Here is a 24,211-nt window from a genome sequence, read left to right as displayed (position 1 = left end):
AAAATTAAAAAAATTAATGAATTAGCTAAAATAATAGGAGGACTAACTTATCGTCCGAAGGATTTAAGGGAGTTAGGAACTCTGTTTCTAAGATAATCTAAGTTAATAACATTATGCTAGTCAACTTTAATAATATTTATGTAAATAATAATATCGTAAATTTCGAAAATGTAAGAGAAATTGATATTGTTATAGTTGTTAGAAATGGCAGTAGAAATTTAATTGGTAAAAATTCATTAGTATTAAAATATATGGAACATACTGTTTTAGGAGCATTTATGTCTTTATTAAGGCCCATAAACTCTAATTTTATATTTACTTTACTTAGTACAAATCATTTCAAAAATGAAATTCATATAAATTTGGGCGCAACTATAAATCAATAATAAAAAATATGTTAATAGAATAAAATTATCTGTTCCTGGTGATGATGAACAAATAAAAATCAGCAACTTTTTCCAAACACTAGATAAATTAATAAATTTGCAAAATCAAAAATTAAATCAACTAAAGCATCTAAAGCGTGGCTACTTACAAAAACTATATCCCTCAAATGAAGAAACCGTGCCATCAATTAGCCTATTTAATAGGAACTACCATTTATATGACTTATTAATAAAAAATGGTTGTAAGAATATTCATTTAAAATATGACCATGTGGAAAGCATTTCAAATAAACACGGCTTTATAAACCAAATGGATCAATTCAATAACTATTCAGTTGCAAGTAAAGACCTATCTAATTACTATGTTATAAAAAGGGGTTACTTTGCTTACAATCCTTCCAGAATAAATGTTGGATCAATAGCGTATAAAGATGATGGAGATACTTCAGTTGTTTCACCTTTATATGTTTCTTTTAAAACGAATGATAAATTAGATTCAAAGTACTTTTTAAATTGGTTTAAAACAGATTCCTTTAATAGACAAAGGAAAGGATTATCTGAAGGTGGAGTCAGGGATACTCTTTCGTTTAATCAATTATCAAAGATGATTATTAGTATTCCAAACTTAGATGAACAAAAGCAGATTAGTAAAGCATTTGAAAATCTTGACCACCAAATCGAACTCCAACAATCCAAACTCGATCACCTAGAACAGCTTAAAAAAGGCTATCTTCAAAATATGTTTATATAATTAAAAAATGGAACTCGCCTTCAAAAGATGAGTTCCATTTTAATTATTTTTTATCCCTGCAACTTCGTCCCAATCGTCAATATAATCTCCCGCGCCCCTAATAAATCATTGATTCCATAGACGATTGAATTTAAATTATTATTCACTTTGAGGTTTAACGTATTGGTCACTTCATTAAAGTAGAATCTATCGTCTAATGCATTTGGCAGGGAGGCTTTAAACTCAGTCATGTTAAACATGTTTTGTTGATATTCAACTAACGAATTTAAAAAGCGAACTGTGGATGAAGCATCACTATGGTAATCAACTTCTGAAACAAAAAATTGACGATTTAAAAGATACAGCACAATTTCAACATTAGTATACTTATTTTTTCGATCATCATTAAAAAACGGGGTAAGCCGCTGACTAAATTGATATATGACCGTTTGCATCTGTGTATTGTTATCGACATTCATTGGAAAAATTCCACAACCTTGGTACTCATAACCAGGAATCGTGCAATTTTGCATTTTTTTATTAATAAAATCATATTGCTCATTATCTATAAACAATCTAGCTCACTTCCTTTTTAACGCTGATGCCATTAAAGCAGTACGAAGCCCAAGAATGATGTTAATACCATCAACTAAACTAGAATTATCGATTAATTGGGCCTGGGTAATTAAATCGCCATTATTATTAACCATATATTTATTACTAATGGGCGCGATGGCATCACACATTTCGCGAAATGCATTGATATCAATTGTTTTATTTAGCATCTTACAGATGGTTTGGTATGTACTATCAAACTGATAGCGGTTGGAACTAGTATTCATAAATGTAACATAATTGGGATTAATTTGGGCTAAAAAAATACCTAAATGATGATAATGATTTTTCCGAGCATCAAATGGATATGTTTTTTGTTCGAGTTCGATTAAATATCCTGGAATTTTATTTCCATTATATTCACACTCAGTCTCTGAACAGATTGTGTATTCATATCCTGGAATAATATTTTCCTTGATCTCATCAAGGGCGTTAATAATATCTTGATCATTAAATTTCGTTATATTCACATCCATTCTTTAAAATTTGATTCTGGAATCAGTGTCGCTAGTGGCTTAGAATGCCAAAGGTTAACATAGCATTACGAGCTCCTAAAAGGACATTAATGTTTAAAATAATTTCTGGGAGACTGACGTTTGAAGGAACGAATAGTGTATTTTGCAGCCGATTAAAACCAATTCGATTGTCAACGACATTCGGAATTAAGTTATCAAAATATTCATGATTAACTGGGTTATCGATATATTCTGGTAATGAATTTAAAAGGTTGAAGGCTGTAAGTGAATCGTTAAAATATGAACCTTCGTAAATAAAAGCACCGTTATTTGGGGAAACAAAAATGATAAGTTCCGCATTCACAAAGTAATTTTGGCGTTCATCATTAAAGAATGGAAACAATGGTTGTTTTAATTCAATCGCAATGGCAGGAGTCTTTTGATCTTCCACATTTAAATCGATGGTTTTTAAATCCTGGTATGTGTAACCAGCAATTAAATCATTTTCGGCAAAGCTGCGTATTTCACTAATCACTTGGTCGTTAAAAAAGTCCATGATTAAGAACCTCCTTATTCAAATATCGAAGTAATCAAATTACTTCTTAGACTTAAAAGAATGTTAATTCCACTGACTACTTTGATCGGATTGATTTCATCTGCCATCGTCGTTAGACAGCCATGTTGATCAATGAAATATTTATAACTATCCATGGGTTCAATTTGGTTACATAGTTGATTAAACTGATCGGCGCCGATTTGATTGCCTAAAAGATTACAAATCAAACTATATGCATTATTTAATCCGTATTCAGCAGGACTAGGGGTGGCCTCATTGATGATAACATCATTGGAAGTACTGTCGTTAGTAAGAATAATGCCTAGCATCACATTCTCATCATTTATTTCATTGAATTGATTCATTTTTTGTTCAATGAGCATAAAGTATTCAACGGCATCTTCCCCTAATTCAGCATTTCGGACTAAACAATCTGAAAATTGATACCCAGGTAGGATAAACTTTTCTAAACATTCAATTATTGGGTCAACGCTTGAGTTATTTAATTTCATTTTGTGCACCTCTTATATTGTTTTTACGCAAACTTACTGTTGGGTCAACTTTGTGCCCATCGTTAAAATAATGGCTCTAGCGCCTAATAATGCATTAATTCCATAAATAAATGATTTTAGATACTTATCTGATTGTAAATTGAACGTTTCTGATCTTTCGTTGAAGAAGAAACGATCGTCTAAAATAGATGGAATTGAAGCCATTAATCCCGGTAATTGAATGGGGTTATTTTGGAATTCAGGGAGGGACTGTAGAAATTGTAAGCAAGTGATCGCTCCTGGTTGAACTGCAATTTCCGAAATTGCATATTGGCCGCCCAGTGGATATAGGGCAATGTCTGCACTAATGGAATCGTTTTTACGATTATCTTTAAAATAGGGCGTCAATGATTGGGAAAAGTGAAAGATCAACGTTTCGACAGTTTGATTCTCATCAGCTTTCAGTTTGACTTGTTCACAGCCCCTATATGTATATCCCATGATGGTATCTACATCTAATCGCTGATTAATAAAGTTTAGTTGTTCTGGATTAACAAACATGAATTAGGAGTCCCTTCTTTCTAGATTACAGCGGTAATCAATAGTGTTCTTAAGCTAAGCAATCGATTAATGTTATCAACTAGCATAACGCTATCTTCAAATGGAACGGTGATACTTAATCCGCCGTTATCATCAATTTGATATTTATTACTATCAATTGGGACGGTTCTTTCACAAAGCGCTTTAAACTCATCAACTGACATGGGTTTAACATTACCTGAAATAAAATCATAGGTGTTTTCAACGTCTGGCTTGATGGAGTTGGAATCAGTGATGGTTACTAAAATTGAACGCTTATGGGATAAAAAAATATTAGTTTTAACGTAGTTATCTGCTTTGGCATCGAATGGGAACGTACTTTGCTCTAATTCAATTATGTGTCCAGGTAATAAAGACGCACTTTTATTATCCTGAACGTATTGATAACCTGGTAAAAGATTGTTTTTGAGTTCGACAATGACTTTCTTTAAATTGTTATCGTTAAATTCCATTTAAATAACCTCAGTTCCCTTAATTTAATGTGAAAAGATAACTTAATTGTATTGATTCAGCAAAATAATGTCAATTTGCGAGAACTGTTGATGTTTATTTTATATAAATTAAAAAGTTTGGCAGTTAGATTTCGATCTAAGTCAAACTTTTGAATGGGGATTTATATATATAAAAGTGGCTGCAAAGGGGGGACAATGCAACCACTTTTTAGTGAAATGTATATCAATGAGGGAATAAAATCCTTATGAAGGATAATTATCTATCATTCTGAATGAAATAAATATTTATTTTGAGAAGTCAGATGCAGGGGTTTTGCTTTTTTCTGACTCGGAGGAACGTTTTTTATTCGAATAATTAGGATTTTCATTAGAATTAGTTGTCTTTTGAGATTTATGATTTTCAGTATAATTCTGTGAAGCTGCGTTAGCTTCATAAAATGACTGAGTAGCAAATCCGCCAACGGTGGCAACTGAAGCAGTCATTACCATTACAGAAAATGCCTTCTTCAAATTCTTGAAAAAATTAATTTTTGTCATAATAAAACCTCCAATTCATTCAGAATTCGATAATTATGTAATTAGAATTTAATTACAATTAAATGATACCACACTTATGTAATTTTAATGTAAAAAAATGATTTAATTGTTGTAAAGTTATAAAAAAACAGCATTCAGTGAGCTATTTCATTCACTGAATGCTGTTAAATTAAATGTTATTTACGGTAGTAAGTAGCGGCATCCCCAAACTTACCACTTCTGTTACCACTAAAGTAGATTTTATCTTTACTATAGATCTTAAATTGATACTGAGTGCTACCAACACCATTATTATGGTAAGTCCCCTTAACAGTGTATGAATTAGATCCTGTTTTTTTATAGCTCAATGCATCTACAGAATCAGGGTTTATCGGCGCAAAGCGATGGGTCGAATAAATACTGTTCTTCTTAATTACGGTGCGACCATTACTTGATTGATAGCCGTCCTTTTTAATTCGCGTCGTTTCCCAGGTTCCGTGTAATGCAGAAGGGGTTCCCTTATGCCACGTTGCAGCATTAGCAACGTAATTTGTTGATACTCCGACTGTAAATAGTGCAATAATAAAGATTAATCCCTTTAAAAATTTATTGTTTTTCATATTATCAGCTCCTATGTAATTTATTTTTACTTAAACCATTTGGTTTGTTTTTCGTCAAGAACAAAGTAGAACGTTTTACTTGTTGCTTTCCATTTATGTTTACCAGTAACAACGTAACCGCCTCCAGTACTCATGACCCAATCACTAACTGATAAATGAGTGCCCTTTTTAATTTTACCAGCATTGTGGAATTGATTGTCGGCCTCATCTTTACCAACTGTGACTCGATATACCTTGACCGTTTTGGTGGTTTTGACACTATGGGTGGCTGTATTAGCATAATCATAACCAGATGCACTTGCCACGTTACGGTATGTAAATAGCACAAATGATACTGTCCCTAAAATGACAATCAAGGATTTCAATTTCATATAAATCCCTCCTTTCCCTAATAATAACTCATTATCAAATTAATAAAAGCCCATAATGCTCAAAAATTAGCACTATGGACTCTTAAATTATACTTTGATAACGATCTTACCAATATTCTTCTTATCTAACATGTATTCTTGGGCGGCTTTAGCGTCCTGTAAATCAAAGGCATCACTGACCAATGGCTTTATTTTACCACTTTCGAATAATTTACTGGTCTTATCAACAAAGTCGGTAATTAATTGCGCCTTGTATTCTGCTGATCGAGTGGAGAGGAGCGTTCCAGTGATGCTAACCCGTTTAATCATGATGTAGCGAAGGTTAACGTCATTAACGATACTACCGCTTAAATCACCAATCAAAACAATGTGACCATCAGTAGCAACTGCGTTTAAATTATGTTGAAAATAATCTGCTCCGATAAAGTCGAGGATTAGGTCAACGCCCTTATGGTCAGTAATCTTATCTACTTCAGTTTCGAAATCTTGCGTTTGATAATCGATTGCGTAATCAGCACCGTTTTGCTTGCAGATGGCAGTCTTAGCAGTGCTGGAAGTCGTGATAACGGTTGCATTTTTCAGCGCTTTAGCTAATTGAATGGCAGCAGTCCCGACACCACTGGCACCTGCATGGATCAAGACTGTTTGATTAGCCTGTAAGTTACCGATCCAAAAGAGGGTTTGGTATGCGGTAATATAGCTTTCGGGCAAGCTAGCTCCCTGCGAGTAACTAAAGTCATCTGGAATGGGGATGATTCGGTTGGCAGAGACTGAAACAAATTCTGCATATCCGCCTTCATCAACTAGTGCAGCGACTCGTTGGCCCACCTTAACAGCTGCTGAATTTGATTCAACAACTTCACCGGCAACTTCCAGGCCAAAAATGGTGTCATCATCCTTACGGTGGCCATTGGCCCATGCCAAGTCAACATGATTAACGCCAGTCGCATGCACCTTAATTAAAACATTGCCACTAGGTACAGCGGGCATTGGTACGTCAACGATGGGATTGGCCTGCTTTAAACTATGAATTGTTACTGCTTTCATGGTGTTAGCTCCCTTACTAAATATTATTTTACTTTTAAAATACATTAGCTTTTTAGGAGCTGATTGTCAAATGATTGGTATAAAACTAATTAAAGATGTCTATGTTCTTGATCTGGGTTAGGGTGGTAATGAATTGCTGGGCCTCTGCTTTTGATAATCGATTCATAATATTGGCTAATTTATCATTGATGCGCTTTCTTAATTGGACCTGGACCTTGGCAATTTCCATTCCGCTTGGGGTTAATTTCACTATAATATCCTTACTATTTTGGGGCGTTGAATAGCGAAGCAGGATCTGATGGTCACATAATTTTTTGATAGCCCTAGAAATAGTGGGTTGCGATAGGTGCAAGATTTCAGGCAGCTGTTTGGCATATGCGCTTTGCAACTTACCAACCGCTGCGATTACGTGCATATCACGAGTAGTGAGATTATTAATTGCATCAGCGATATCTTTACTTGGTGCATGTTTTTTTAACCATTGTTTTTCATTATCGTCCTTTGAATCTTGCGCGAGCATTTGACTGATGATGCTCATTACCTGTTCTGATGAACTCATTTGCGACTCCTTTCTGTTTTATTCGCATGAATAAAAATTGCTTTTAAATTATTTAATGATATACTGAAAATGTATTCATATGAATACAAATTGAAAATGGATGAAGGAATAATTATGAACAAAATTAATGTTATTTTAGGCAGTTCGCGTGAAACCGCCTTGGGTAAAAATCTAATTAACTATTTTAAAAATCATCAAACCGAATATGAAAAAGCAACTGGCGACCAATTTAGATTATTAGAGGTGGGGAGCTATCAATTACCATTCTTCTATGAAGCGTTACCACCGTTGAATAACCCAGCTCGTCATTTGAAAACGAACGAACAACGATGGTTAGACGACATGCAAGCTGCCGATGGATACATCTTCTTAACGCCTGAGTATAACCATTCGTTTCCCGCGGTGTTAAAAAATGCGATTGATTATTTGGCAGGTGAGATCAATAATAAGCCGACAATGATTGTTTCTTATTCTAATAATGGTCGGGGCGGTCAGTTTGGGGGACTCGAATTGGGTCCCGTATTAACGAGGTTAGGGGCATTAGTGTTACCACCACAAGTATTAATCGTCAGTGTTCAAAATAACTTTGCAGCCGATGGATCCTTGTTACCCGATGCGCCATCTGGTGATTACTATGGAAAGAAATTGTTACAAACAGCCAGAAAGATTGCATTTTACACGGACTTATTGAAAGCCCATCCATTTAAGTAGGCTTAGAACAGTTTGATAATGATGACCCCCGCTAACATGATTATAATCCCCGCATATTGAATGATGGTAATATGCTTCTTGGTTGCTCCCATGATTCCGAGTCGGTCAAAAATGACTCCACCAAATAAATTCCCTAACAGCGTCAGTATGACTGCGGTTCCAGCCCCGATAATTGGGCTGAGGTATGCATTGGCTAGGACGTAAAAAGCTCCGAGGGCTCCACCGATCCAGATCCACCAAGGATGACCAGTACCAAAAGCATTACCAACTTTTCGGTAGCCATGATCTGTAAATGCTGCAATGATGAATAGAATCACCGTTCCCACTAAAAATGAAACGAGCGCTGCATGGATTGAAGAACCAAGCACTATTCCCAAGTGTCCGTTGATTGGGGTTTGGGATGCTTGAAACATTCCAGCGATTAGCCCGATGAATTGCCAAACGTGTTTACCATGTTTAACATCGTTTTCCTCATCTTTTTTAATGACGATCATAAAAATACCACTTAGTAAAATGATGATTCCGATGAGGCGAATGATGGTGAATGGATGAACGGGGGCTTTGAATAGCCCGAAATTATCAATGATCATTCCCATCAGTATTTGACCTAAAATTGGCATGACCACCGTTTGGACCGCGCCTAAATAAGGAAAGATAATGATGTTGGCAGTCAATCCGATTACCCCGAGTGCTCCGCCTAGCCAGATCCAAGCAGGTTGGTTAACAAAGAGGTTCCCAGGGACCAGTAGTGAGCCACCTAAGACTAGATTAGCGATCAATAGCGTGATCGTTCCAATTGTAAATGATGTCATTGATGCTAAAAAGGGTGAACCTTGCATGGTGTTTTTTAATTTGGTGTTAATTGATGTTTGAATAGGCAACACCAGCCCAGCGATGATTCCAATTAAAAATGTCAAAAATAAAATCTCCTTAATTTAGTATTACTTTTATTTTACTATTTTAGCTTTAAACTTACTTAATATTAGAGCCATTATTTTTGTGTTTTAAAATCGGCTGTTTTAATATAGTGATTGAATTGAATCTAAAGTTAAAAATAAAAAACGAGAGGATTTGGTGTTATGCATTTGAACGAAGTTTATATTGAAAGAGTTAAGGGACGGGAAGTTTTTGATTCTCGTGGTAATCCTACGGTTGAAGCCGACGTTATTTTAACTGACGGTACGTTGGGAAGAGCCGAAGTACCATCTGGAGCTTCAACTGGTGAAAACGAAGCGATTGAACTTCGTGATGGTGGCAAACGTTTAATGGGTAAGGGGGTTACCAAGGCCGTTGGTCATATTAACAACGAAATTAGTAACGCCCTTCATGGAGTCAGCCCATTTGATCAACGCCAAGTCGACCAAATCATGATCGAATTAGACGGGACGCCTAATAAGGCTAAGTTAGGGGCCAATGCAATCTTAGGAGTCTCAATGGCAACTGCTCGTGCTGCTGCTGAATACTTTAACGAACCATTGTATCGTTACCTTGGTGGGGTTGACATTGAATTACCACAGTCATTCCACAACGTTATTAACGGTGGTGAACATGCCGATAACGATATCGATGCACAAGAATTCATGATCACCCCACTCAAGAAGACTTCATTCCGTGATGGAATCAATAAAATCGCTGATGTTTATCACACCCTAAAGAAGGTCTTAGAAGCTGAAGGCTTTGAAACTGGTGTTGGTGATGAAGGTGGATTCGCGCCAAACATGAAGCACACTGAAGAAGCCGTGGAAGCCCTTTACAAGGCAATCAAGCAAGCTGGTTACGTTCCAGGTGAAGACATCGGAATTGCGATGGACTTTGCAGCATCCTCTTTCTACGACAAAGATAGTGGTAACTATAATTTTGAAGGCAAGACTTATACACCTGAACAATTCATTGACTACGTTAGTGATTTAGTTGATAAGTACCCCGCAATTATGTCAGTTGAAGATCCAATGGATGAAAACTCATGGGATGACTTTGTTACCGCTACTAAGCGTTTGGGTGACAGAGTTCAAATCGTTGATGATGACTTGATTGTTACGAACCCTAAGTTTATCCGTAAGGCAATTAAATTGGGTGCTGGTAACACCCTCTTGATTAAATTGAACCAAATTGGAACGGTTTCTGAAACCCTAGAAGCAGTTCGATTAGCGCGGAAGAACAACTTTAGAACGATGATCAGTCACCGCTCTGGTGAAACTGGTGATACATTCGTTGCAGACTTTGCAGTTGCCGTTAATGGTGGCGAATTGAAGGCTGGAGCAATGGCTCGTTCAGAACGGGTTGAAAAATACAATGATATTTTAAGGATTGAAGAAGCAATGCATGATTTAACCCCCGTTGCTCACTATCCAAATGATGTTGATTTAGATTAACCTTCAAAATGATTATTAGGGCTCCTGAGTGTTTTGGCATTCAGGAGTTTTTTGATTCCAATTTAGTTGTCTTTTATTCTGTAAAATTTTAGAATAGTTATTAAACCCTTTATGAGGAGGTGTTTAATAATGGATAACCAAGGAGGACTAGCATTAACTGATAAGGAATCTAACTTACAGATTTTAAAGGCGATTGCTAGTAATGGATTAGGGGCATTTAGTTTTGGGATTTTCGATTATGGAATCAGCTTTATGTTACTGCATGCCACTAACTCGCCACTGAGCTTTGGAATGGGATTGGTAGTGGCCCCCTTAATGAGTTTGATCTTTTTTATTCCAATTGGTAACTTTGTGGATACTCATGATCATAAACGAATCATCTTTTGGGGATTTTTATTACGCTTATTTGGGTTTGGGTTATTAGCAATTGCATTGCCACACTTTCACGGAATGGGATTATTGATTCCAGTAGGGTTATTCATCGCAATTGATTCGTTACTAGTTAACGTCAGAAACACTGCCTATTCAGCATCGATTAAGCAATTGGTGAACCGAAGTCAAATTGCTAAACTGAGTTCTTTGACCACTGCCTGTGCATCGGCTTCGCGGATTTTATCACCAGTGTTTGGGGTCCTTTTATATTCATTGATCAGTATTGAAGGATTGATAATCCTGGAAATGGTTGCAACTGTAATTGCACTTCTGATTATGATGTCACTTCATTTTTATAAGGCAGAACCCAGTGAAAAAACAGCACAGGGGGCTTCACAGCTGCAACAATTCACAGAAACGTTGCATTACATGAAGAAACGACCGTTTATTAGGGATACGATTATTTCAGAAATCGTAGTCAATTTCTTCTTTACCGCTGTTGTGACGGGGAGTCCATTCATCATTGTGAACGAATTGCATATGAGCAATCAAACCGTGGTGTTCGTTGAAATGGGTTATTCGATCGGCTATCTACTGGGGAGTCTATTGATGACGTTCACTAAAAACCAGCGTCATTTTGCCGAGAAGGTGATTGCAGCATTGATATTGAATGGACTGTCGTTACTAGGCCTAGGAACGTTATTTGCAATAAAGCCGAGCCCTTTGATGGTGGGCATTTTTGGATTATTATTAGCACTATTAATGGACTTTGCATTTGCCATCTTCGATCTTGCAATTGAGATTAGACTACAAAGTACCGTGCATACCCATATTTTAGGTCGGGTTAGTGCGACGCTTTATACCGCTAGTTTTGCAATCATGCCAGTGGGGACGTTGGTTTATACGCTGCTGTTCGATATTTTTAAGCATGGCAGTTACGTCTTGATCGTTAGTGGAATTTTATTAGTAATCTATGCAACCCTTAGCACGTCAATTTTTGTACGTGATATAAAACGAGATGACGAATTTCTCTTAAAACGTGTTAAATAATGATATGATATAAGTACTATTAAATAGGAGTTGAATTATTTTGAAAAGATTACAAATGCCATTTTTAATGTGTTTACGTAGGGGTAAGTTTAAGCCAGATGAAGTATTTACCGGGGTTGATGATTTAGAAGGGCTCACGATCGACCTATCTGGAATTAACAAAACCAACGAAGAGTTAATTAAGGATCCTAACGATGATGATGAATTAAGATTTTTAATTACTGCTGGTGATGATGAAATCAGTACCACTGAATTTTATATGAGCCAGGTTTTTGAAACTAAAATTAATTTTGAATGGGCTGACAAAAAGTTCGAAATTAGCTTTAAATAATAAGGGGGGGTGTCCGATTGGGGCACCCCTTTTATTATTGAGATAGGATGGCTATAAAGCCGTTAAATTAAATGAATTAAAGGACAATCGGTTGAATTTAAAATAATATTTTCAAAAATATGATCCTAGCATCGTTGATTTAACGGGGCTAGGATCTTTTTTTGCATATTTTATCTTCATATATATCTTTTATGATTCTAATTTATTTACAATATTAAATTATAATCTTTACAAACTTAATACATTAAATTTACTTTAAGTTTAATTTCATTTGATAATATTGTTCTTGAAAGCGAGGAGATATAATTATGAGAGCTAATAAAGCTTTAAAATTTTTGGCAGGAGTTTTATCAGTTTTGACTTTAGGGGCTACGCTTGCTGCGTGTAGCTCAAGTAAATCATCAGATTCAGATAAGGTAACAAATATTACTTATTGGCATGTTAACGCCCAGACAATGGGTGGACAAACTGTTAACAAATTAGTTAAGGAATTTAACGATACACATAAGAACATTAAGGTGACCGCAAAGTATAATCCTAATATGTACCAAGGATTAATGCAAAACCTGCAATCTGCACAAGCATCTGGAACGGTTCCAGATATTGTACAAGTTGGATGGTCATATTCCAACTACTTCTCTAAGACATTTAAATATATGACACCAACCGATGCACAAAGCAAATTTGATTCAGGAAGTAACTTTATTAACAATAATTTCTCATCCAAGACTTTATCATTCGCAAAGAACAGTGATGGTAAATTAGTTGGATTACCTTATTCATTAAGTACTCCTATCCTATATGTGAACAATGACCTACTTAAAAAGTATGGCATTAAGTCCAGTAGCTTAAGTACTTGGGAAGGGGTTAGAACCGCTGCTAATAAGATTAAATCAGCAAGTAGTGGTAATACCTACGGGGTATACATTCAAGAACCTAGTGACACTTGGGCTCAACAAGCAATGATGTTAAGTAATGGTGCTAATATCCAAGAAAATGGAAAGGCAACATTTGCTAGTTCCCAAGGAATCAAGGCTATGCAATTCTACCAAGACATGGTTAATAAGGACAAATCTGCATTGCATACTCAATGGGATCAAGGAATTGATGACTTTATCACTGGTAAGGTTGCAATGATGTTCACGACCGTTGCCCAAGCTTCTCACATTAAGAGTGGTGCTAAGTTCGATGTAACTTCTCAAACTGCACCTACCTTCTCTGGTCACGAATTGAAGGTTCCAGTTGGTGGGTCAATGCTTGCAATTACTTCCCAAGATTCAGCTAAGCAAAAGGCTGCTTGGACATTTGAAAAGTTCCTTTACAAGAACTCATCACTTGTTGATTGGACTAAGGCAACTGGTTATTTACCACCAACTAAGGATGCCGCTAACTCAACTGAATTTAAGCAATACTTTACTAAGATGCCACTATTAAAGGCTGCTAACTCAGAATTGGGCAACGCTGTTCCTTGGACTTCATTCCCTAAGAATGGTTTACAAGCAGAACAAACATTGATCGATGCTAAAAGTAAGATTCTTGCAGGTAGCAATGTTTCTTCAGCACTAAAGGAAGCTCAAGATAAGATTAATTCTCAACAATAATAGTTTAAATGGGGGTTTAAAGATGCTTCATCAGATAATTCAGATAACAGACACTCATTTAAAAAACACCACTGGTGCTAAGCAAATGAAACAACAATTTAGCCCAAATGATAAACTACAACTAGTGTTTGATGATATTGAAAAAAATAATTCAAAAGCTGAGTTTATTGTGATTACCGGAGACCTTATTCACGAAGGCAATCAGACGGACTACAAAATGTTGAGACGTTATCTTGATCAACAAAGTGAAAAGCTAGGAATGCCGATTTACGTAACGTTAGGTAATCATGATCGCACTGCTGATTTCTATAAGGGATATTTAAATCAAGAAGCTAAGGATAAGTGCTACTATAAAGTTTCCTCACCTGATTATGATTATTACTTTTTAGATACTAAGCATGGCAATATTGAACAGGGATATCTAAGCAGTGATCAATTAGATTGGTTATCTAATGAGTTAAGCAAATCAGACAAGAGTTCAATTATCTTTATGCACCACCCAGCCTATGGGGCACCATTAAAGTACATGAAGTATAGTATTTTACAAAATGGTGATGAATTTTACGACATCATTAATGGTAAAAACGTTATTGGAGTATTCTCGGGACATGTTCATTTTCCAACGAGTTATAACTATAACGGCATCTTTAATGTAATCGGTGATTCGACTGCGTACCATATCGATTGTCGAGACCCATACGATCACGTTTATTGTGACGCAACTAGCTATAATGTCATTGATATTGACGATAATAATATCGGGACGACTTTGGTTCAGCTATTAAGCGATGGCCATGGCCCTAGCAATATTAATGGACACATTAAAGTTGAGGACATTGAATTTTTAGATAAAGGTAAATTTAAATAGTGCAACGAACTGACCTCCTAATTATTTAGGAGGTCGCGTTGTTAATGAAAGTATTTAATAAAACGGGAGCGGTTAAATGACTAATAATAAAAAGGGGAGTTGGAAATCTTTTCTATACTTAACCCCAGCCGGACTGATAATGTTAATTTTTCTGATCATACCAATTTTGTATACTATTTATTTAAGTTTCTGCGATTGGAATTTGATCTCACCAGATAAAAACTTTGTCGGGCTAAAAAACTATATTTCATTATTTACAGACCCAACTAATTTAAAAGTAATCCTTAATACGATTGTTTATATTATTTTCCTATTAATTTTGAACTTTATTGTTCCTTATTTCATTTCAATTATCGTTCAGTATTTTATTTCCAAAATGAAGGGAATTTATAAGATCATCTTTTTCATCCCAAGTTTATTTTCATTAGTGGTTGGTGCAATGCTATTTTCTTGGTTATTGAATCCGGTGGCTGGACCAGTTGCTGAGCTCTTTCACACGATTGGAGTCAAACTACCGCAATGGACCAATTCTGGTGGGATGGCAGTTACGGTGCTTTGTTTGATTGCTAACTGGAAGGTGTTCGGTTATAACTTTATTTTGCTCTTAACTGGATTGGGAGCAATTCCTGAGAATATTTTAAATGCAGCTAAGATGGATGCAATTCCTAAATGGCGGATGGTGAAAGACATTGTTATGCCAATGAACAAAAGCATTAGTATGTACGTGTTGATTTTGACCGTCGTGCAGGGGCTGCAATATGTATTTACCCCAATTAGTGTAATTACTCAAGGGGGTCCTAATTATGGATCATCCAATGTGATTTATCACACTTATTTAAACGCCTTTGTTTTATATAAGACCGGTGATTCCGCTGCAATGGCAATCTTTACTTTTATTATTTTCCTCATCTTTTTATTCTTAGAAATTAAATTTGTTGAAGGAAAGGAGATTTTTGGCAATGAAGGTTAATAAATACACCGCTTGGCACGTGATTTTAATTATCGTATGTTTAGTTGCAATTTTACCCGTTATCTTTATGATTGGGAATTCATTTAAAACGGTCCAAGAATCGTATCAAACTCCACTGCAATTTATCCCTAGTCACCCTTCGTTAGCTAATTATATTACCCTTGCGAAACAATTAAATATCATTCAATTGATCTGGAACACCTTTTTTATGGCTAGTTTGGTAACCTTGGGAAAGGTATTTACAGGATTATTAGCAGCCTATGCCTTTAAGTACCATGCTTTTAAGGGTAAGAAATGGATTTACTTTGTATTTATGGCAACGATGTTTGTTCCATTTACAATGACAATGATTCCGAACTACTTAGTTATTTCGAGAGCGCACCTTTTGAATACAATTATCGGGGTCGTTTTACCACAACTATGTGATGCTTCTGGGATCATGTTATTTGTTAAATCAATGGGTAAGATTCCATATAGTTTGATTGAGTCTGCTAAGATCGATAATGTGGGTGATTTTAGGATTTTTAGAAATATCGTTCTACCATTATTGAGACCAAGTATCATCAGTATGGGTGCGTTGTTCTTCATTAATTCATGGAATGAGTATGTATGGCCAACCTTGATTTTGAAGAATACTGGTAGCTTCACGTTGCCATTAGCATTACAGAACTATATCTCCAGTGAAGGGGGAACTAACTTCCCACTGGCAATGGCTGTCGCAACAATTATGATTATTCCACCACTATTGATTTATATTGCGCTTCAAAGATACATTTTGAACAATATCAGTAGTGCGGGACTAAAATAAGAGAGGGATTTTAAATGAGTACTTCAGGATCAAGCGTTGAATTAAAAGATGTTTCTAAAAACTTTAAAAATAGTTCAGTAATCAAAGATATGAATTTAAAGATTAACCCCAGCGAATTTTTGGTTCTACTAGGGCCTTCAGGATGCGGAAAGTCTACTACCTTAAGAATGATTGCGGGACTTGAAACACCAAGCGATGGTGAAATCATTTTTGATGGTAAGGATGTTAAGAATACCGCAAGTGGCGAAAGAAACATTGCCATGGTATTTCAAGATTATGCGCTCTATCCAAATATGACGGTTAGACAAAATATCGAATACGCACTTAAGGTTCACAAGGTTAGTAAAACAGAAATCAAGAATCGGGTTGAAAAGATTCTTGAGTCACTCGACTTAGTTGACCACCAGAAGAAATATCCTGCTCAGTTGTCAGGGGGACAAAAGCAACGGGTGGCCCTTGGCAGGGGTATGGCTAAGAAGAGTCGGATCTTTTTACTTGATGAACCGTTATCCAATATTGATGTTCAATTACGTGAAAAGGCACGGGATGAAATCATTCGGCTTCATAACGATAGTGAACAGACGATTATTTACGTTACCCATGATCAAATGGAAGCAATGGCTTTGGGTGATCGAATCGCTGTAATCAATGACGGTAAAATTCAAATGATCGATAGTCCTAAGAAGATTTATGAAGAACCCGCTAATCTGTTTGTTGCTAAGTTTATTGGAACGCCAAGGATTAATCTTTTTGATATTACATTCCAAAATGCGACTCCATACCTTGAAAATGAATATTCATTGGCAAAAATATTACCTGATAAGATTAAATTGGATAATAGTAAAAGTTATGTTTTAGGGATCAGATCCGAAAATGTTTTAGTTAATAATTCAGATTCTGGAATTAAGGCGAACGTTAAATATGTAGTTGATTATGGAAAGTATTATGAGCTAACCCTTGAAACTAAGAATGGAACAACGTTTAAAGCGAACGTAAGCGATTGGGATGGCAGTAATAAAGAAGTTAGCTTTTCATTTAATAATCAGAAAATAATTGTTTTTGATAAAGAAACTGGTGAAAGAATTTAGTTGACCATTAATAAAAGCTCATTAGTCTATCCTAGGGTGGATTAATGGGCTTTTTAGATTGGCAAGTATATTATTGATTGATTCAATTACTAAATTCACCTATGCTTGTTTTAAAACCATGGGGGGATGCAAATGAATTTACAGAAAGTCACTGCTGATGCATATAAATATTATTTGATTGACCTAAAACGCTTTGACGGGCATTTAAATAGCTTTGCCACTAGTCAAGAAGATTTGCTATCTGCTGCTTTTTACCAGGGTTTAGCTAGTGTTTATCTTGGAAAGAAATATCGTCACGATGATGTGGTCAATCAACCATTTGAAGAGGATAAAGACTTATTTGGGGTCGCTACTAACGAAGCAATTGCAACTTTAGCACATCGATTTATTGAAAATTATGATATTTATTTAAGCGATAATGAGGATGATAACTTTGCGATTAGTGGCGGGCAGCGGTATTATTTCACCGTAAAATCAAAGGGGTTCGTTGACTAAATTCGTCCCTTTATTTGATTGCTGTTTGGAAATTAATGATTAAGGATTGATATCATATTGTTGCTTTAGCGTTGAATTCGTGTAAACTAACATTTAGCTTGAAACTAAAGGAGATAGATTATGAAATTAAGAAAAATGGTGTTTACTACTTTATCAGCTAGTTTGTTATTGTTGGGCACTGGTGTTACTGCGGTAAATGCTGCAACTTCAAATTCTTCATCCACGACCAATACGACTGCAGAAACTAAAAAGTACGTAAAGACTTTTCCAAAGGCAATGCAGACGACTTGGTATTCATACAATAAAAAGACTGGTTATACGGCTGTAAAACTGACTAAGAATCAACTGACCGTAACGAATAACGGCAAAACGAATGCTAAGATTACATTACATGCTTATAAACAACATGATGCTAAAAAGGTTACCAAGGATCAGGAAAATTGGATTTATGCCTGGCAAACTGGTGGCTGGCTAGAGACTTATGATTGGGATCAACAATATGGCTCAGGCAGCTATTTTAAGGTTCAAACTGTCAATAAGCATAAGACGTTATCAATCAGATCGATGCAATCGAACGTTGATTCAGGAACATACTATCAAACTAAACAGTTAGCTAAGAAGTATTCAAATCAAAAATCAGCGAATTCAAACGTATTGATGTAAAAAATAGGGGGTTACTTGGATTTTTTCCAAGTAACCCTCTTTTTAATGTTAATTTTGAAATGATTAATAAATATAAAATCAATTGATTAGATATTAACATTATAATATGATTATTAAAAATACTTGTTTACATAAAAAATTCAAACAACTATTAGGGAGAGAATGATAATGGCACATGAAGCAGTTGCGAAAGTAGAAAATGTTTTTATTAATTATATACCTACTAGTAGTAATGTTGAGACAGTAATTAGATTAGTCTATAAGGGAATGCTTGATAAGCAGTACCATAGTAAATTGAAGCCGTATATATATTTAAAGTTTACTTCAATTAAAGATCTTGATACTAAGGTAGGCGGACTCAATTTAAATGCATTACTTAAAGAACGCAAAATTTTTAATAACGATTATTTTAGTGATAAGAAAAAATCACATAAATTTGAAAACGAATTGATAAGTAGGTGTAGTGGTAAAGCTTTCATTATTGATATGGATTTTAGTAATGGGATCAATGATTTTAATTCTAATAATTCTTTGATTGCGGTTATTAATGATAATGGGAAGCTTGATTTCAATGCTGCATCGTTAGTGTTAAACCCTAATTCTGTTAAAGACATTAATGACGTTAATAATCTCTTAAGTTTACTTAACGCCCGTAAACCAATTAAAATCGATTCATATTTAAAGATTGATGATCAAGTAAATGTTGATGGGTTAATTTGGCGTGATGGGAATAACTACTTTTCGATTAACGGGCAATTTAAAATTAATGATAATTATGAACTATATGATTTAGATTCAAATGCTAATTATCAAGCTACGCCTATTTCGGATGGCTTATTTTATTCACTAAACAATTCATGTGATGCCTTTTTCGTCCCTAGTAATAGTTATCAACATCAAGTTGCTCAAAAAACAATTGATCAATCCGCAGTAGTCAATAATGAATATAATCAAGAACTATTGAACACTAAGGGTGATGCGATCTTAGCTCACTTTGTAGACGTTTTAGACCATAAATATTCGTTTTTATTTAATGAGCAAGATATCGCTAACTTTCATAACTCCGTTAAAAGCTTTCCATTAACCATCTTAGCTGGTCTTAGTGGCTCTGGAAAATCTAAGATTGCAACGGCATATGCTGATGCAATGGGGATTAAAAATGATGAGCAATTTAATTTGGTTTCAGTAATTCCAGAATGGCAGAGTGATTCAGACCTACTTGGCTATGTTGATGTTGTTAAAAATATTTATAGACCGAGTGCTTCAGGAATTGCGGATACCTTAATTGCAGCGAATAGAAACCCCAACAAAATATATTTGATCGTGTTGGATGAAATGAACCTTTCCAAGGTTGAACATTACTTTGCACAGTTTCTATCAGCCATAGAAAGAGAGCATAATGAACGTAAAATTAAGCTTTATAATTCTAATGAACAATCGATGATTACCAATAGTGATGTGTATCCTCATGAAGTCTTTATTTCCGATAACGTTCGGTTTATTGGAACCATTAATATTGATGAATCGACCTTTGAATTGTCAGATAAGGTCTTAGATCGGGCTAACTTAATTAAGTTATCAAGGGTTCCATTTACAGAATTGGATAACTTACCAGCTAAAAAAGCAGTTCGAACTGAAGAAATCTCTTTTGATACTTATCAAAAGATGATTCATAATGATCAATTTACATTTGAAATGAACTACTTGAATTTTTTTGATGAACTATACGATGCAATTAATAAAGCAATGCCTACGGTCGGTTTTAGCTGGCGAACCATTAATAACATCAGGGTATTTATGTCGAATGTTAATGCATACAATAATGATAACTACGGTTTTGATACCAGGGTTGCATTTGACTATCAAATCGCCCAAAGAATCTTACCTAAGATTCGTGGGAATAGACAGATGTTAGCACCATTGTTGGATAATAATAATTTGATCAACCTATTTAATAAATACGCAGATATTTCAGATTTTAGTGTAACGAAACAGCAATTAACACAAAAATTAAGAGAGATTAAGGTGATTGGATTTGCAAACTAGGGTTGTCTTAAAGCCAGGCCATGGTGATTTGATAGGATTTACCCCTGCGGGTGATAACGTGGTGATAGCCAAGGAGAATACCTATACCTACCTAAGCGTAAAGATTGGCAAAGACGAACGCTTTTATTTAGAAGGCCTTGAAAATATCGATGGAATTGATAAAAAACGCGCCAAAAACGGGCGTTACTATATTGATCAAGACCTGGAAATCCCACTTTATGATAATAAATTGAATAAGGATGCTTATTTAAAAGGCTACTATAAGATGATGGTTACTAATGGGGAACAAATTGGCTACGCTTGGTTAAAAATAGATAGTAAGTTTTTTGATGCTGACAAACGATACAATCAAATGGTGATTGATATTGAGCGGGCTTTTAAGGATTTATCTAAAACGGCGATCGATCGCAAATCACGGGTTAGATATATAACTGCATTGGATGATTTAGCCCGATTTTTAGATCAAAATTTCGCTATTTTTCAAAATGTATTGGTTGATTTACGCAAACATCCGCATATTGATCTATTACGTCAATATAATTGGAGCCATTCATTACGGGGGCGTCTGGATAATCGGTCCTTAAGGATGATGAATCGCCACGGAAATCAAAATTATTTTATTCAAAACAACACCGTTAACTTCAATAATCGCACTAATCAAGCCTTAAAGGCGAATTTACGACAGATATGTATGATTTTAAATGAACACTTTAATAAGAACACTTACACTTTGATTAGTGGTTACTGCGATTTGATTAATGACTTTTTGAGCAACTCATGGATGAGTTCCGTTAGTGATGTTCAAATTAACGGTCAACCACATCAGATTAACTATAGCTATCGCTTTATTAGTAATTTTTTAAATCAGTTGATCGAACTAAGCCAATCCCAAATTACATTAGCCGCTAAGTCTAATCATTTTGCACTAGCAAAAAGGAGTAGCTATGATCTATATGAATATTGGGGCTACATCAGAACATTATTGGCACTGAACCAACTAGGGTTTCGGGATGTCTCGGGGTGGAGCTTAGCTGATCAGCTAACAAAAATTAAGAACATTCGACTAGGTTTGCCGAAAGAAACCCAGGTTAAAATGGCTAAAACAATTCAGTTGGCAGGTCAGTCATTTGATATTACCGCTGTAGTTGTTTACAACGATGTAATGCTTAGTCCATTTAACAAAAAGAAGCAAAAATATAATAAAGTTTCTAGTAAATATATTTGGATTGATAGTATCCACTACAAACCCGACATTAGAGTGGATCTTTTTGACGTGGATAATGTTTTTGTAGGTAGCTTTATTATGGATACTAAATATCGAGCAATGGAAAACATCTTAAAATATGATAAAAACGATAAATACGCCCAAGATAATAAAGGTGTTCGCGAACAGTTACTAGATTATTATTACAAGGTTAATAGTTCGGTTATTTTTAAATCGGATCGATATCCAAAAAATTTACCAATAAATCTATTTAGGATTATTAGTAAAGTTGGGATAATCAATCCCGTTGCAGAGACCACTAGTATGTTGAATGGAATTGAACCAGTTTTAACAATTCCTGGTGACGACAATCAAAATTTACGCTCATTTATCGAGACGCAAATCAACACCTTAATAATTGGATTATCCTTATTAAACAGGTAATTAGTTGGTTAAGTAGTGTACTTAGATATCGTTGATTATTAATTTATTAATGATGTATAATTACTATAAATATTTTCGGAAAATTATTAATTAAGAGGGGTGTTTTTAATGGGGCAACTACCCGCCAGGGAACAATTACATTCAGAACAAATTGAAGCATTAGCTTCTAATAAAAATCAAGATCAAATTATATTAGGGGTCGCTGGTGGTGGTAAAACGGTGATTGCTATATATCGTGCAGTTGACCTCTTAGCCGATATTGACAGTTTATTTTTTGACAAACAAAAAGTCCTGATCTTAACTTTTAATAATGCAATCCATTCATTTATCAAGAATAATATTAATCAGATTGCTAATGGTGAAGATAATATTGATGTTAATACGGTCTATACATACTTTAGGGATATCGTAAATAGTTGTTCTCCGAAAGAAGAATTAAAGTTATTAAATAAGCATGAGTATGACTATTTAGTGTCCGCTAATCGATACTACGCTGATAATCAATGTGCCGCCAATCATGATGTTAGTCGCAAAGCAACTGCAATTGCGGAAACAATAAATAATAAGATTATTAATGGCCTTGTAAATGAAGCCTATCTTGATAATCCTGATAATAACATTTGGAAAAAAGATAACCTAAGCCTAGATGATGTTAAAAAGGCGATTAAAGATGAAATCAAATGGATGCAGGATAATGAAATTGCATACAATGATGAAGAAAGTTACTTACAAGTAAGTAGGGTAGGGCGGAGCTCTTTTAACCTTGGTAAAAAAGGTGGTAATCAACGAAAATTAGTATATGATATTTACCACAAATACTATCAAAAACGTGATGCTTATCGTAATTCGAATGGTGAATCTAGGATATTTAGCTATTCCGATGTTTATCGGTTAGTAAAGTATATTCAGATTCCCGAAAGTCAAAAATATGATTATATCATTGTTGATGAGGTGCAAGACCTTTCACCAGCGATGTTCGATGCATTAAGTTATTTGCGGAAAACTAATGGGCACACTTACTTTACATTACTGGGAGACCTTTCCCAAAACATTTACGGTCGACGGATGTCATGGAAGAGCTTGGGACTTCAAATTAACCGTGGTAATAGTCATCGCATCAAGCATAATTATCGGAACACGTATCAGATTTCAAAGGTTGGAAAAGACTTACTAGATTATTGTAAGTTGTACTACTCTTTTGATGTTGAATCCGATTCATATCGGGAAACTGATTCAGCATTCATCGAACCAGATTTATCCTCTAATCAAAATGGTCATCCAGTATTTGCTGTGAATGATGACGACGAAATGGTGATTAGAATGGTTAAAATGGCTTTAAAAAATGACGAAAATATATTGATAACGTATCGCAGTAAGGATGATCGTAAAAAAATAATCGAACTACTGGATGGAAAGTTCATATCATACAGCAGTTCTTATGATGAAGACAATGGTAATAATAAAGTTTTTGTTTTATCCATGAAAAGGATAAAGGGATTGCAATTCCCAAATGTTATTGTTTATTGTTTTGATTCTATGGATGCCGATATTAACCGTGAAGAAATTGTCGATTCTGATGGAACCGTTAACTATGATTTAATGAACGATGAGGAAGCCAATATTTTTTATGCTCAACAGTATGTTTCAATTACCAGAGCTGAAAAAATTCTAATGTTAGTTTATAAAAATCCAAAAACTGCTAATTTATTGCAAGATATTTGTTCAGATGGTTCCATTCGATTCATTTAATGAAATTGCACTCAATTATTGATAATTTCGAATCAATCTAA

General features: G+C 35.0%; 27 protein-coding genes. 15 read left to right on the top strand and 12 right to left on the bottom strand.

The features are described from left to right. Positions 1–483 precede the first annotated feature (483 nt). Positions 484–1,137: a restriction endonuclease subunit S gene (locus tag ACSYTE_RS06160; protein WP_491716566.1), complete on the top strand. Its 654-nt coding sequence runs from the start codon at positions 484–486 to the stop codon at positions 1,135–1,137. A gap of 50 nt (positions 1,138–1,187) precedes the next feature. Here the strand turns inward: ACSYTE_RS06160 and ACSYTE_RS06155 are convergent, their stop codons facing one another. The 11 genes from ACSYTE_RS06155 to ACSYTE_RS06105 form a co-directional block, all read right to left on the bottom strand. Continuing rightward, entirely contained in the window at positions 1,188–1,649 is a 462-nt protein-coding gene (locus ACSYTE_RS06155; RefSeq protein ID WP_491716565.1) for a hypothetical protein, read from the bottom strand. 48 nt (positions 1,650–1,697) lie between these two features. After that, entirely contained in the window at positions 1,698–2,207 is a 510-nt protein-coding gene (locus ACSYTE_RS06150) for a hypothetical protein (protein WP_491716564.1), read from the bottom strand. Positions 2,208–2,238: 31 nt separating this feature from the next. Next, entirely contained in the window at positions 2,239–2,742 is a 504-nt protein-coding gene (locus ACSYTE_RS06145) for a hypothetical protein (RefSeq protein ID WP_491716563.1), read from the bottom strand. 14 nt (positions 2,743–2,756) lie between these two features. Next, the gene (locus ACSYTE_RS06140) at positions 2,757–3,254 is read right to left on the bottom strand and encodes a hypothetical protein (RefSeq protein WP_491716562.1); all 498 of its coding nucleotides are present in this window, start codon (positions 3,252–3,254) and stop codon (positions 2,757–2,759) included. Between the two features lie 33 nt (positions 3,255–3,287). Beyond that, positions 3,288–3,794, bottom strand: coding sequence for a hypothetical protein (locus tag ACSYTE_RS06135; RefSeq protein WP_491716561.1), 507 nt, complete (start codon positions 3,792–3,794; stop codon positions 3,288–3,290). Positions 3,795–3,814: 20 nt separating this feature from the next. Next, positions 3,815–4,285 carry a hypothetical protein gene (locus tag ACSYTE_RS06130; protein ID WP_491716560.1) on the bottom strand — a complete coding sequence of 157 codons (471 nt, stop codon included), beginning with the start codon at positions 4,283–4,285 and terminating at the stop codon, positions 3,815–3,817. 285 nt (positions 4,286–4,570) lie between these two features. Next, positions 4,571–4,822, bottom strand: a complete 252-nt coding sequence (locus ACSYTE_RS06125) for a hypothetical protein (protein ID WP_491716559.1) — start codon at positions 4,820–4,822, stop codon at positions 4,571–4,573. Positions 4,823–4,998: 176 nt separating this feature from the next. Then, a complete protein-coding gene (locus ACSYTE_RS06120) occupies positions 4,999–5,421 on the bottom strand; it encodes a hypothetical protein (RefSeq protein ID WP_491716558.1) in 423 nt (140 codons plus the stop codon). Positions 5,422–5,447: 26 nt separating this feature from the next. Further along, entirely contained in the window at positions 5,448–5,792 is a 345-nt protein-coding gene (locus ACSYTE_RS06115) for a hypothetical protein (protein ID WP_491716557.1), read from the bottom strand. An 87-nt stretch (positions 5,793–5,879) separates the two neighbouring features. Beyond that, positions 5,880–6,839 (bottom strand): NAD(P)H-quinone oxidoreductase, encoded by a 960-nt coding sequence (locus ACSYTE_RS06110; protein WP_491716556.1) that lies wholly within the window; start codon positions 6,837–6,839, stop codon positions 5,880–5,882. Positions 6,840–6,924: 85 nt separating this feature from the next. Beyond that, positions 6,925–7,398, bottom strand: coding sequence for a MarR family winged helix-turn-helix transcriptional regulator (locus tag ACSYTE_RS06105; protein ID WP_491716555.1), 474 nt, complete (start codon positions 7,396–7,398; stop codon positions 6,925–6,927). A gap of 114 nt (positions 7,399–7,512) precedes the next feature. On the opposite strand from ACSYTE_RS06105, the gene ACSYTE_RS06100 reads away from it, so the two are divergent. Further along, complete coding sequence (locus ACSYTE_RS06100) at positions 7,513–8,109, top strand: NADPH-dependent FMN reductase (protein WP_491716554.1); 597 nt, start codon at positions 7,513–7,515, stop codon at positions 8,107–8,109. Positions 8,110–8,111: 2 nt separating this feature from the next. On the opposite strand, the gene ACSYTE_RS06095 is transcribed toward ACSYTE_RS06100, so the two are convergent. Beyond that, the gene (locus tag ACSYTE_RS06095) at positions 8,112–9,026 is read right to left on the bottom strand and encodes a DMT family transporter (protein ID WP_491716553.1); all 915 of its coding nucleotides are present in this window, start codon (positions 9,024–9,026) and stop codon (positions 8,112–8,114) included. Positions 9,027–9,194: 168 nt separating this feature from the next. Between ACSYTE_RS06095 and eno the strand changes: the two genes are divergently transcribed. The 13 genes from eno (at position 9,195) to ACSYTE_RS06030 (ending at position 24,170) form a co-directional block, all read left to right on the top strand. Beyond that, positions 9,195–10,481 (top strand): phosphopyruvate hydratase, encoded by a 1,287-nt coding sequence (gene eno, locus ACSYTE_RS06090; RefSeq protein WP_491717307.1) that lies wholly within the window; start codon positions 9,195–9,197, stop codon positions 10,479–10,481. 129 nt (positions 10,482–10,610) lie between these two features. Continuing rightward, positions 10,611–11,903 carry an MFS transporter gene (locus ACSYTE_RS06085; RefSeq protein ID WP_491716552.1) on the top strand — a complete coding sequence of 431 codons (1,293 nt, stop codon included), beginning with the start codon at positions 10,611–10,613 and terminating at the stop codon, positions 11,901–11,903. 40 nt (positions 11,904–11,943) lie between these two features. Beyond that, positions 11,944–12,234 carry a hypothetical protein gene (locus tag ACSYTE_RS06080; RefSeq protein ID WP_491716551.1) on the top strand — a complete coding sequence of 97 codons (291 nt, stop codon included), beginning with the start codon at positions 11,944–11,946 and terminating at the stop codon, positions 12,232–12,234. 308 nt (positions 12,235–12,542) lie between these two features. Further along, complete coding sequence (locus ACSYTE_RS06075; RefSeq protein WP_491716550.1) at positions 12,543–13,835, top strand: ABC transporter substrate-binding protein; 1,293 nt, start codon at positions 12,543–12,545, stop codon at positions 13,833–13,835. A gap of 22 nt (positions 13,836–13,857) precedes the next feature. Beyond that, positions 13,858–14,703 carry a metallophosphoesterase family protein gene (locus tag ACSYTE_RS06070; protein WP_491716549.1) on the top strand — a complete coding sequence of 282 codons (846 nt, stop codon included), beginning with the start codon at positions 13,858–13,860 and terminating at the stop codon, positions 14,701–14,703. A gap of 376 nt (positions 14,704–15,079) precedes the next feature. Further along, entirely contained in the window at positions 15,080–15,673 is a 594-nt protein-coding gene (locus ACSYTE_RS06065; RefSeq protein WP_491716548.1) for a carbohydrate ABC transporter permease, read from the top strand. Further along, positions 15,663–16,481: a carbohydrate ABC transporter permease gene (locus tag ACSYTE_RS06060; RefSeq protein WP_491716547.1), complete on the top strand. Its 819-nt coding sequence runs from the start codon at positions 15,663–15,665 to the stop codon at positions 16,479–16,481. Before ACSYTE_RS06065 ends, ACSYTE_RS06060 begins: the two co-directional genes overlap by 11 nt. Positions 16,482–16,495: 14 nt before the next feature. Continuing rightward, complete coding sequence (locus ACSYTE_RS06055; RefSeq protein WP_491716546.1) at positions 16,496–17,569, top strand: ABC transporter ATP-binding protein; 1,074 nt, start codon at positions 16,496–16,498, stop codon at positions 17,567–17,569. 132 nt (positions 17,570–17,701) lie between these two features. Beyond that, positions 17,702–18,064, top strand: coding sequence for a hypothetical protein (locus ACSYTE_RS06050; protein ID WP_491716545.1), 363 nt, complete (start codon positions 17,702–17,704; stop codon positions 18,062–18,064). 120 nt (positions 18,065–18,184) lie between these two features. Further along, the gene (locus tag ACSYTE_RS06045; protein ID WP_491716544.1) at positions 18,185–18,727 is read left to right on the top strand and encodes a hypothetical protein; all 543 of its coding nucleotides are present in this window, start codon (positions 18,185–18,187) and stop codon (positions 18,725–18,727) included. A gap of 168 nt (positions 18,728–18,895) precedes the next feature. Then, positions 18,896–20,773: an McrB family protein gene (locus tag ACSYTE_RS06040; RefSeq protein ID WP_491716543.1), complete on the top strand. Its 1,878-nt coding sequence runs from the start codon at positions 18,896–18,898 to the stop codon at positions 20,771–20,773. After that, a complete protein-coding gene (locus tag ACSYTE_RS06035; protein WP_491716542.1) occupies positions 20,763–22,421 on the top strand; it encodes a hypothetical protein in 1,659 nt (552 codons plus the stop codon). The genes ACSYTE_RS06040 and ACSYTE_RS06035 overlap by 11 nt, the downstream gene beginning before the upstream one ends. A gap of 108 nt (positions 22,422–22,529) precedes the next feature. Continuing rightward, positions 22,530–24,170 carry a UvrD-helicase domain-containing protein gene (locus tag ACSYTE_RS06030; RefSeq protein WP_491716541.1) on the top strand — a complete coding sequence of 547 codons (1,641 nt, stop codon included), beginning with the start codon at positions 22,530–22,532 and terminating at the stop codon, positions 24,168–24,170. Positions 24,171–24,211 lie beyond the last annotated feature (41 nt).

The organism is Nicoliella sp. ESL1120 (assembly GCF_058508515.1).
Note: the sequence above shows the minus strand (reverse complement) of the source record. Positions and strands in the feature narration are given on the sequence as shown.

Excerpts from the sequence above, each read along its gene's own strand:
- ACSYTE_RS06155 (WP_491716565.1), bottom strand. The coding sequence starts at position 1,649 with ATGCAAAATTGCACGATTCCTGGTTATGAGTACCAAGGTTGTGGAATT.
- ACSYTE_RS06150 (WP_491716564.1), bottom strand. The coding sequence starts at position 2,207 with ATGGATGTGAATATAACGAAATTTAATGATCAAGATATTATTAACGCC.
- ACSYTE_RS06145 (WP_491716563.1), bottom strand. The coding sequence starts at position 2,742 with ATGGACTTTTTTAACGACCAAGTGATTAGTGAAATACGCAGCTTTGCC.
- ACSYTE_RS06140 (WP_491716562.1), bottom strand. The coding sequence starts at position 3,254 with ATGAAATTAAATAACTCAAGCGTTGACCCAATAATTGAATGTTTAGAA.
- ACSYTE_RS06135 (WP_491716561.1), bottom strand. The coding sequence starts at position 3,794 with ATGTTTGTTAATCCAGAACAACTAAACTTTATTAATCAGCGATTAGAT.
- ACSYTE_RS06130 (WP_491716560.1), bottom strand. The coding sequence starts at position 4,285 with ATGGAATTTAACGATAACAATTTAAAGAAAGTCATTGTCGAACTCAAA.
- ACSYTE_RS06125 (WP_491716559.1), bottom strand. The coding sequence starts at position 4,822 with ATGACAAAAATTAATTTTTTCAAGAATTTGAAGAAGGCATTTTCTGTA.
- ACSYTE_RS06120 (WP_491716558.1), bottom strand. The coding sequence starts at position 5,421 with ATGAAAAACAATAAATTTTTAAAGGGATTAATCTTTATTATTGCACTA.
- ACSYTE_RS06115 (WP_491716557.1), bottom strand. The coding sequence starts at position 5,792 with ATGAAATTGAAATCCTTGATTGTCATTTTAGGGACAGTATCATTTGTG.
- ACSYTE_RS06110 (WP_491716556.1), bottom strand. The coding sequence starts at position 6,839 with ATGAAAGCAGTAACAATTCATAGTTTAAAGCAGGCCAATCCCATCGTT.
- ACSYTE_RS06105 (WP_491716555.1), bottom strand. The coding sequence starts at position 7,398 with ATGAGTTCATCAGAACAGGTAATGAGCATCATCAGTCAAATGCTCGCG.
- ACSYTE_RS06100 (WP_491716554.1), top strand. The coding sequence starts at position 7,513 with ATGAACAAAATTAATGTTATTTTAGGCAGTTCGCGTGAAACCGCCTTG.
- ACSYTE_RS06085 (WP_491716552.1), top strand. The coding sequence starts at position 10,611 with ATGGATAACCAAGGAGGACTAGCATTAACTGATAAGGAATCTAACTTA.
- ACSYTE_RS06075 (WP_491716550.1), top strand. The coding sequence starts at position 12,543 with ATGAGAGCTAATAAAGCTTTAAAATTTTTGGCAGGAGTTTTATCAGTT.
- ACSYTE_RS06070 (WP_491716549.1), top strand. The coding sequence starts at position 13,858 with ATGCTTCATCAGATAATTCAGATAACAGACACTCATTTAAAAAACACC.
- ACSYTE_RS06065 (WP_491716548.1), top strand. The coding sequence starts at position 15,080 with ATGAAGGGAATTTATAAGATCATCTTTTTCATCCCAAGTTTATTTTCA.
- ACSYTE_RS06060 (WP_491716547.1), top strand. The coding sequence starts at position 15,663 with ATGAAGGTTAATAAATACACCGCTTGGCACGTGATTTTAATTATCGTA.
- ACSYTE_RS06055 (WP_491716546.1), top strand. The coding sequence starts at position 16,496 with ATGAGTACTTCAGGATCAAGCGTTGAATTAAAAGATGTTTCTAAAAAC.
- ACSYTE_RS06050 (WP_491716545.1), top strand. The coding sequence starts at position 17,702 with ATGAATTTACAGAAAGTCACTGCTGATGCATATAAATATTATTTGATT.
- ACSYTE_RS06045 (WP_491716544.1), top strand. The coding sequence starts at position 18,185 with ATGAAATTAAGAAAAATGGTGTTTACTACTTTATCAGCTAGTTTGTTA.
- ACSYTE_RS06040 (WP_491716543.1), top strand. The coding sequence starts at position 18,896 with ATGGCACATGAAGCAGTTGCGAAAGTAGAAAATGTTTTTATTAATTAT.
- ACSYTE_RS06030 (WP_491716541.1), top strand. The coding sequence starts at position 22,530 with ATGGGGCAACTACCCGCCAGGGAACAATTACATTCAGAACAAATTGAA.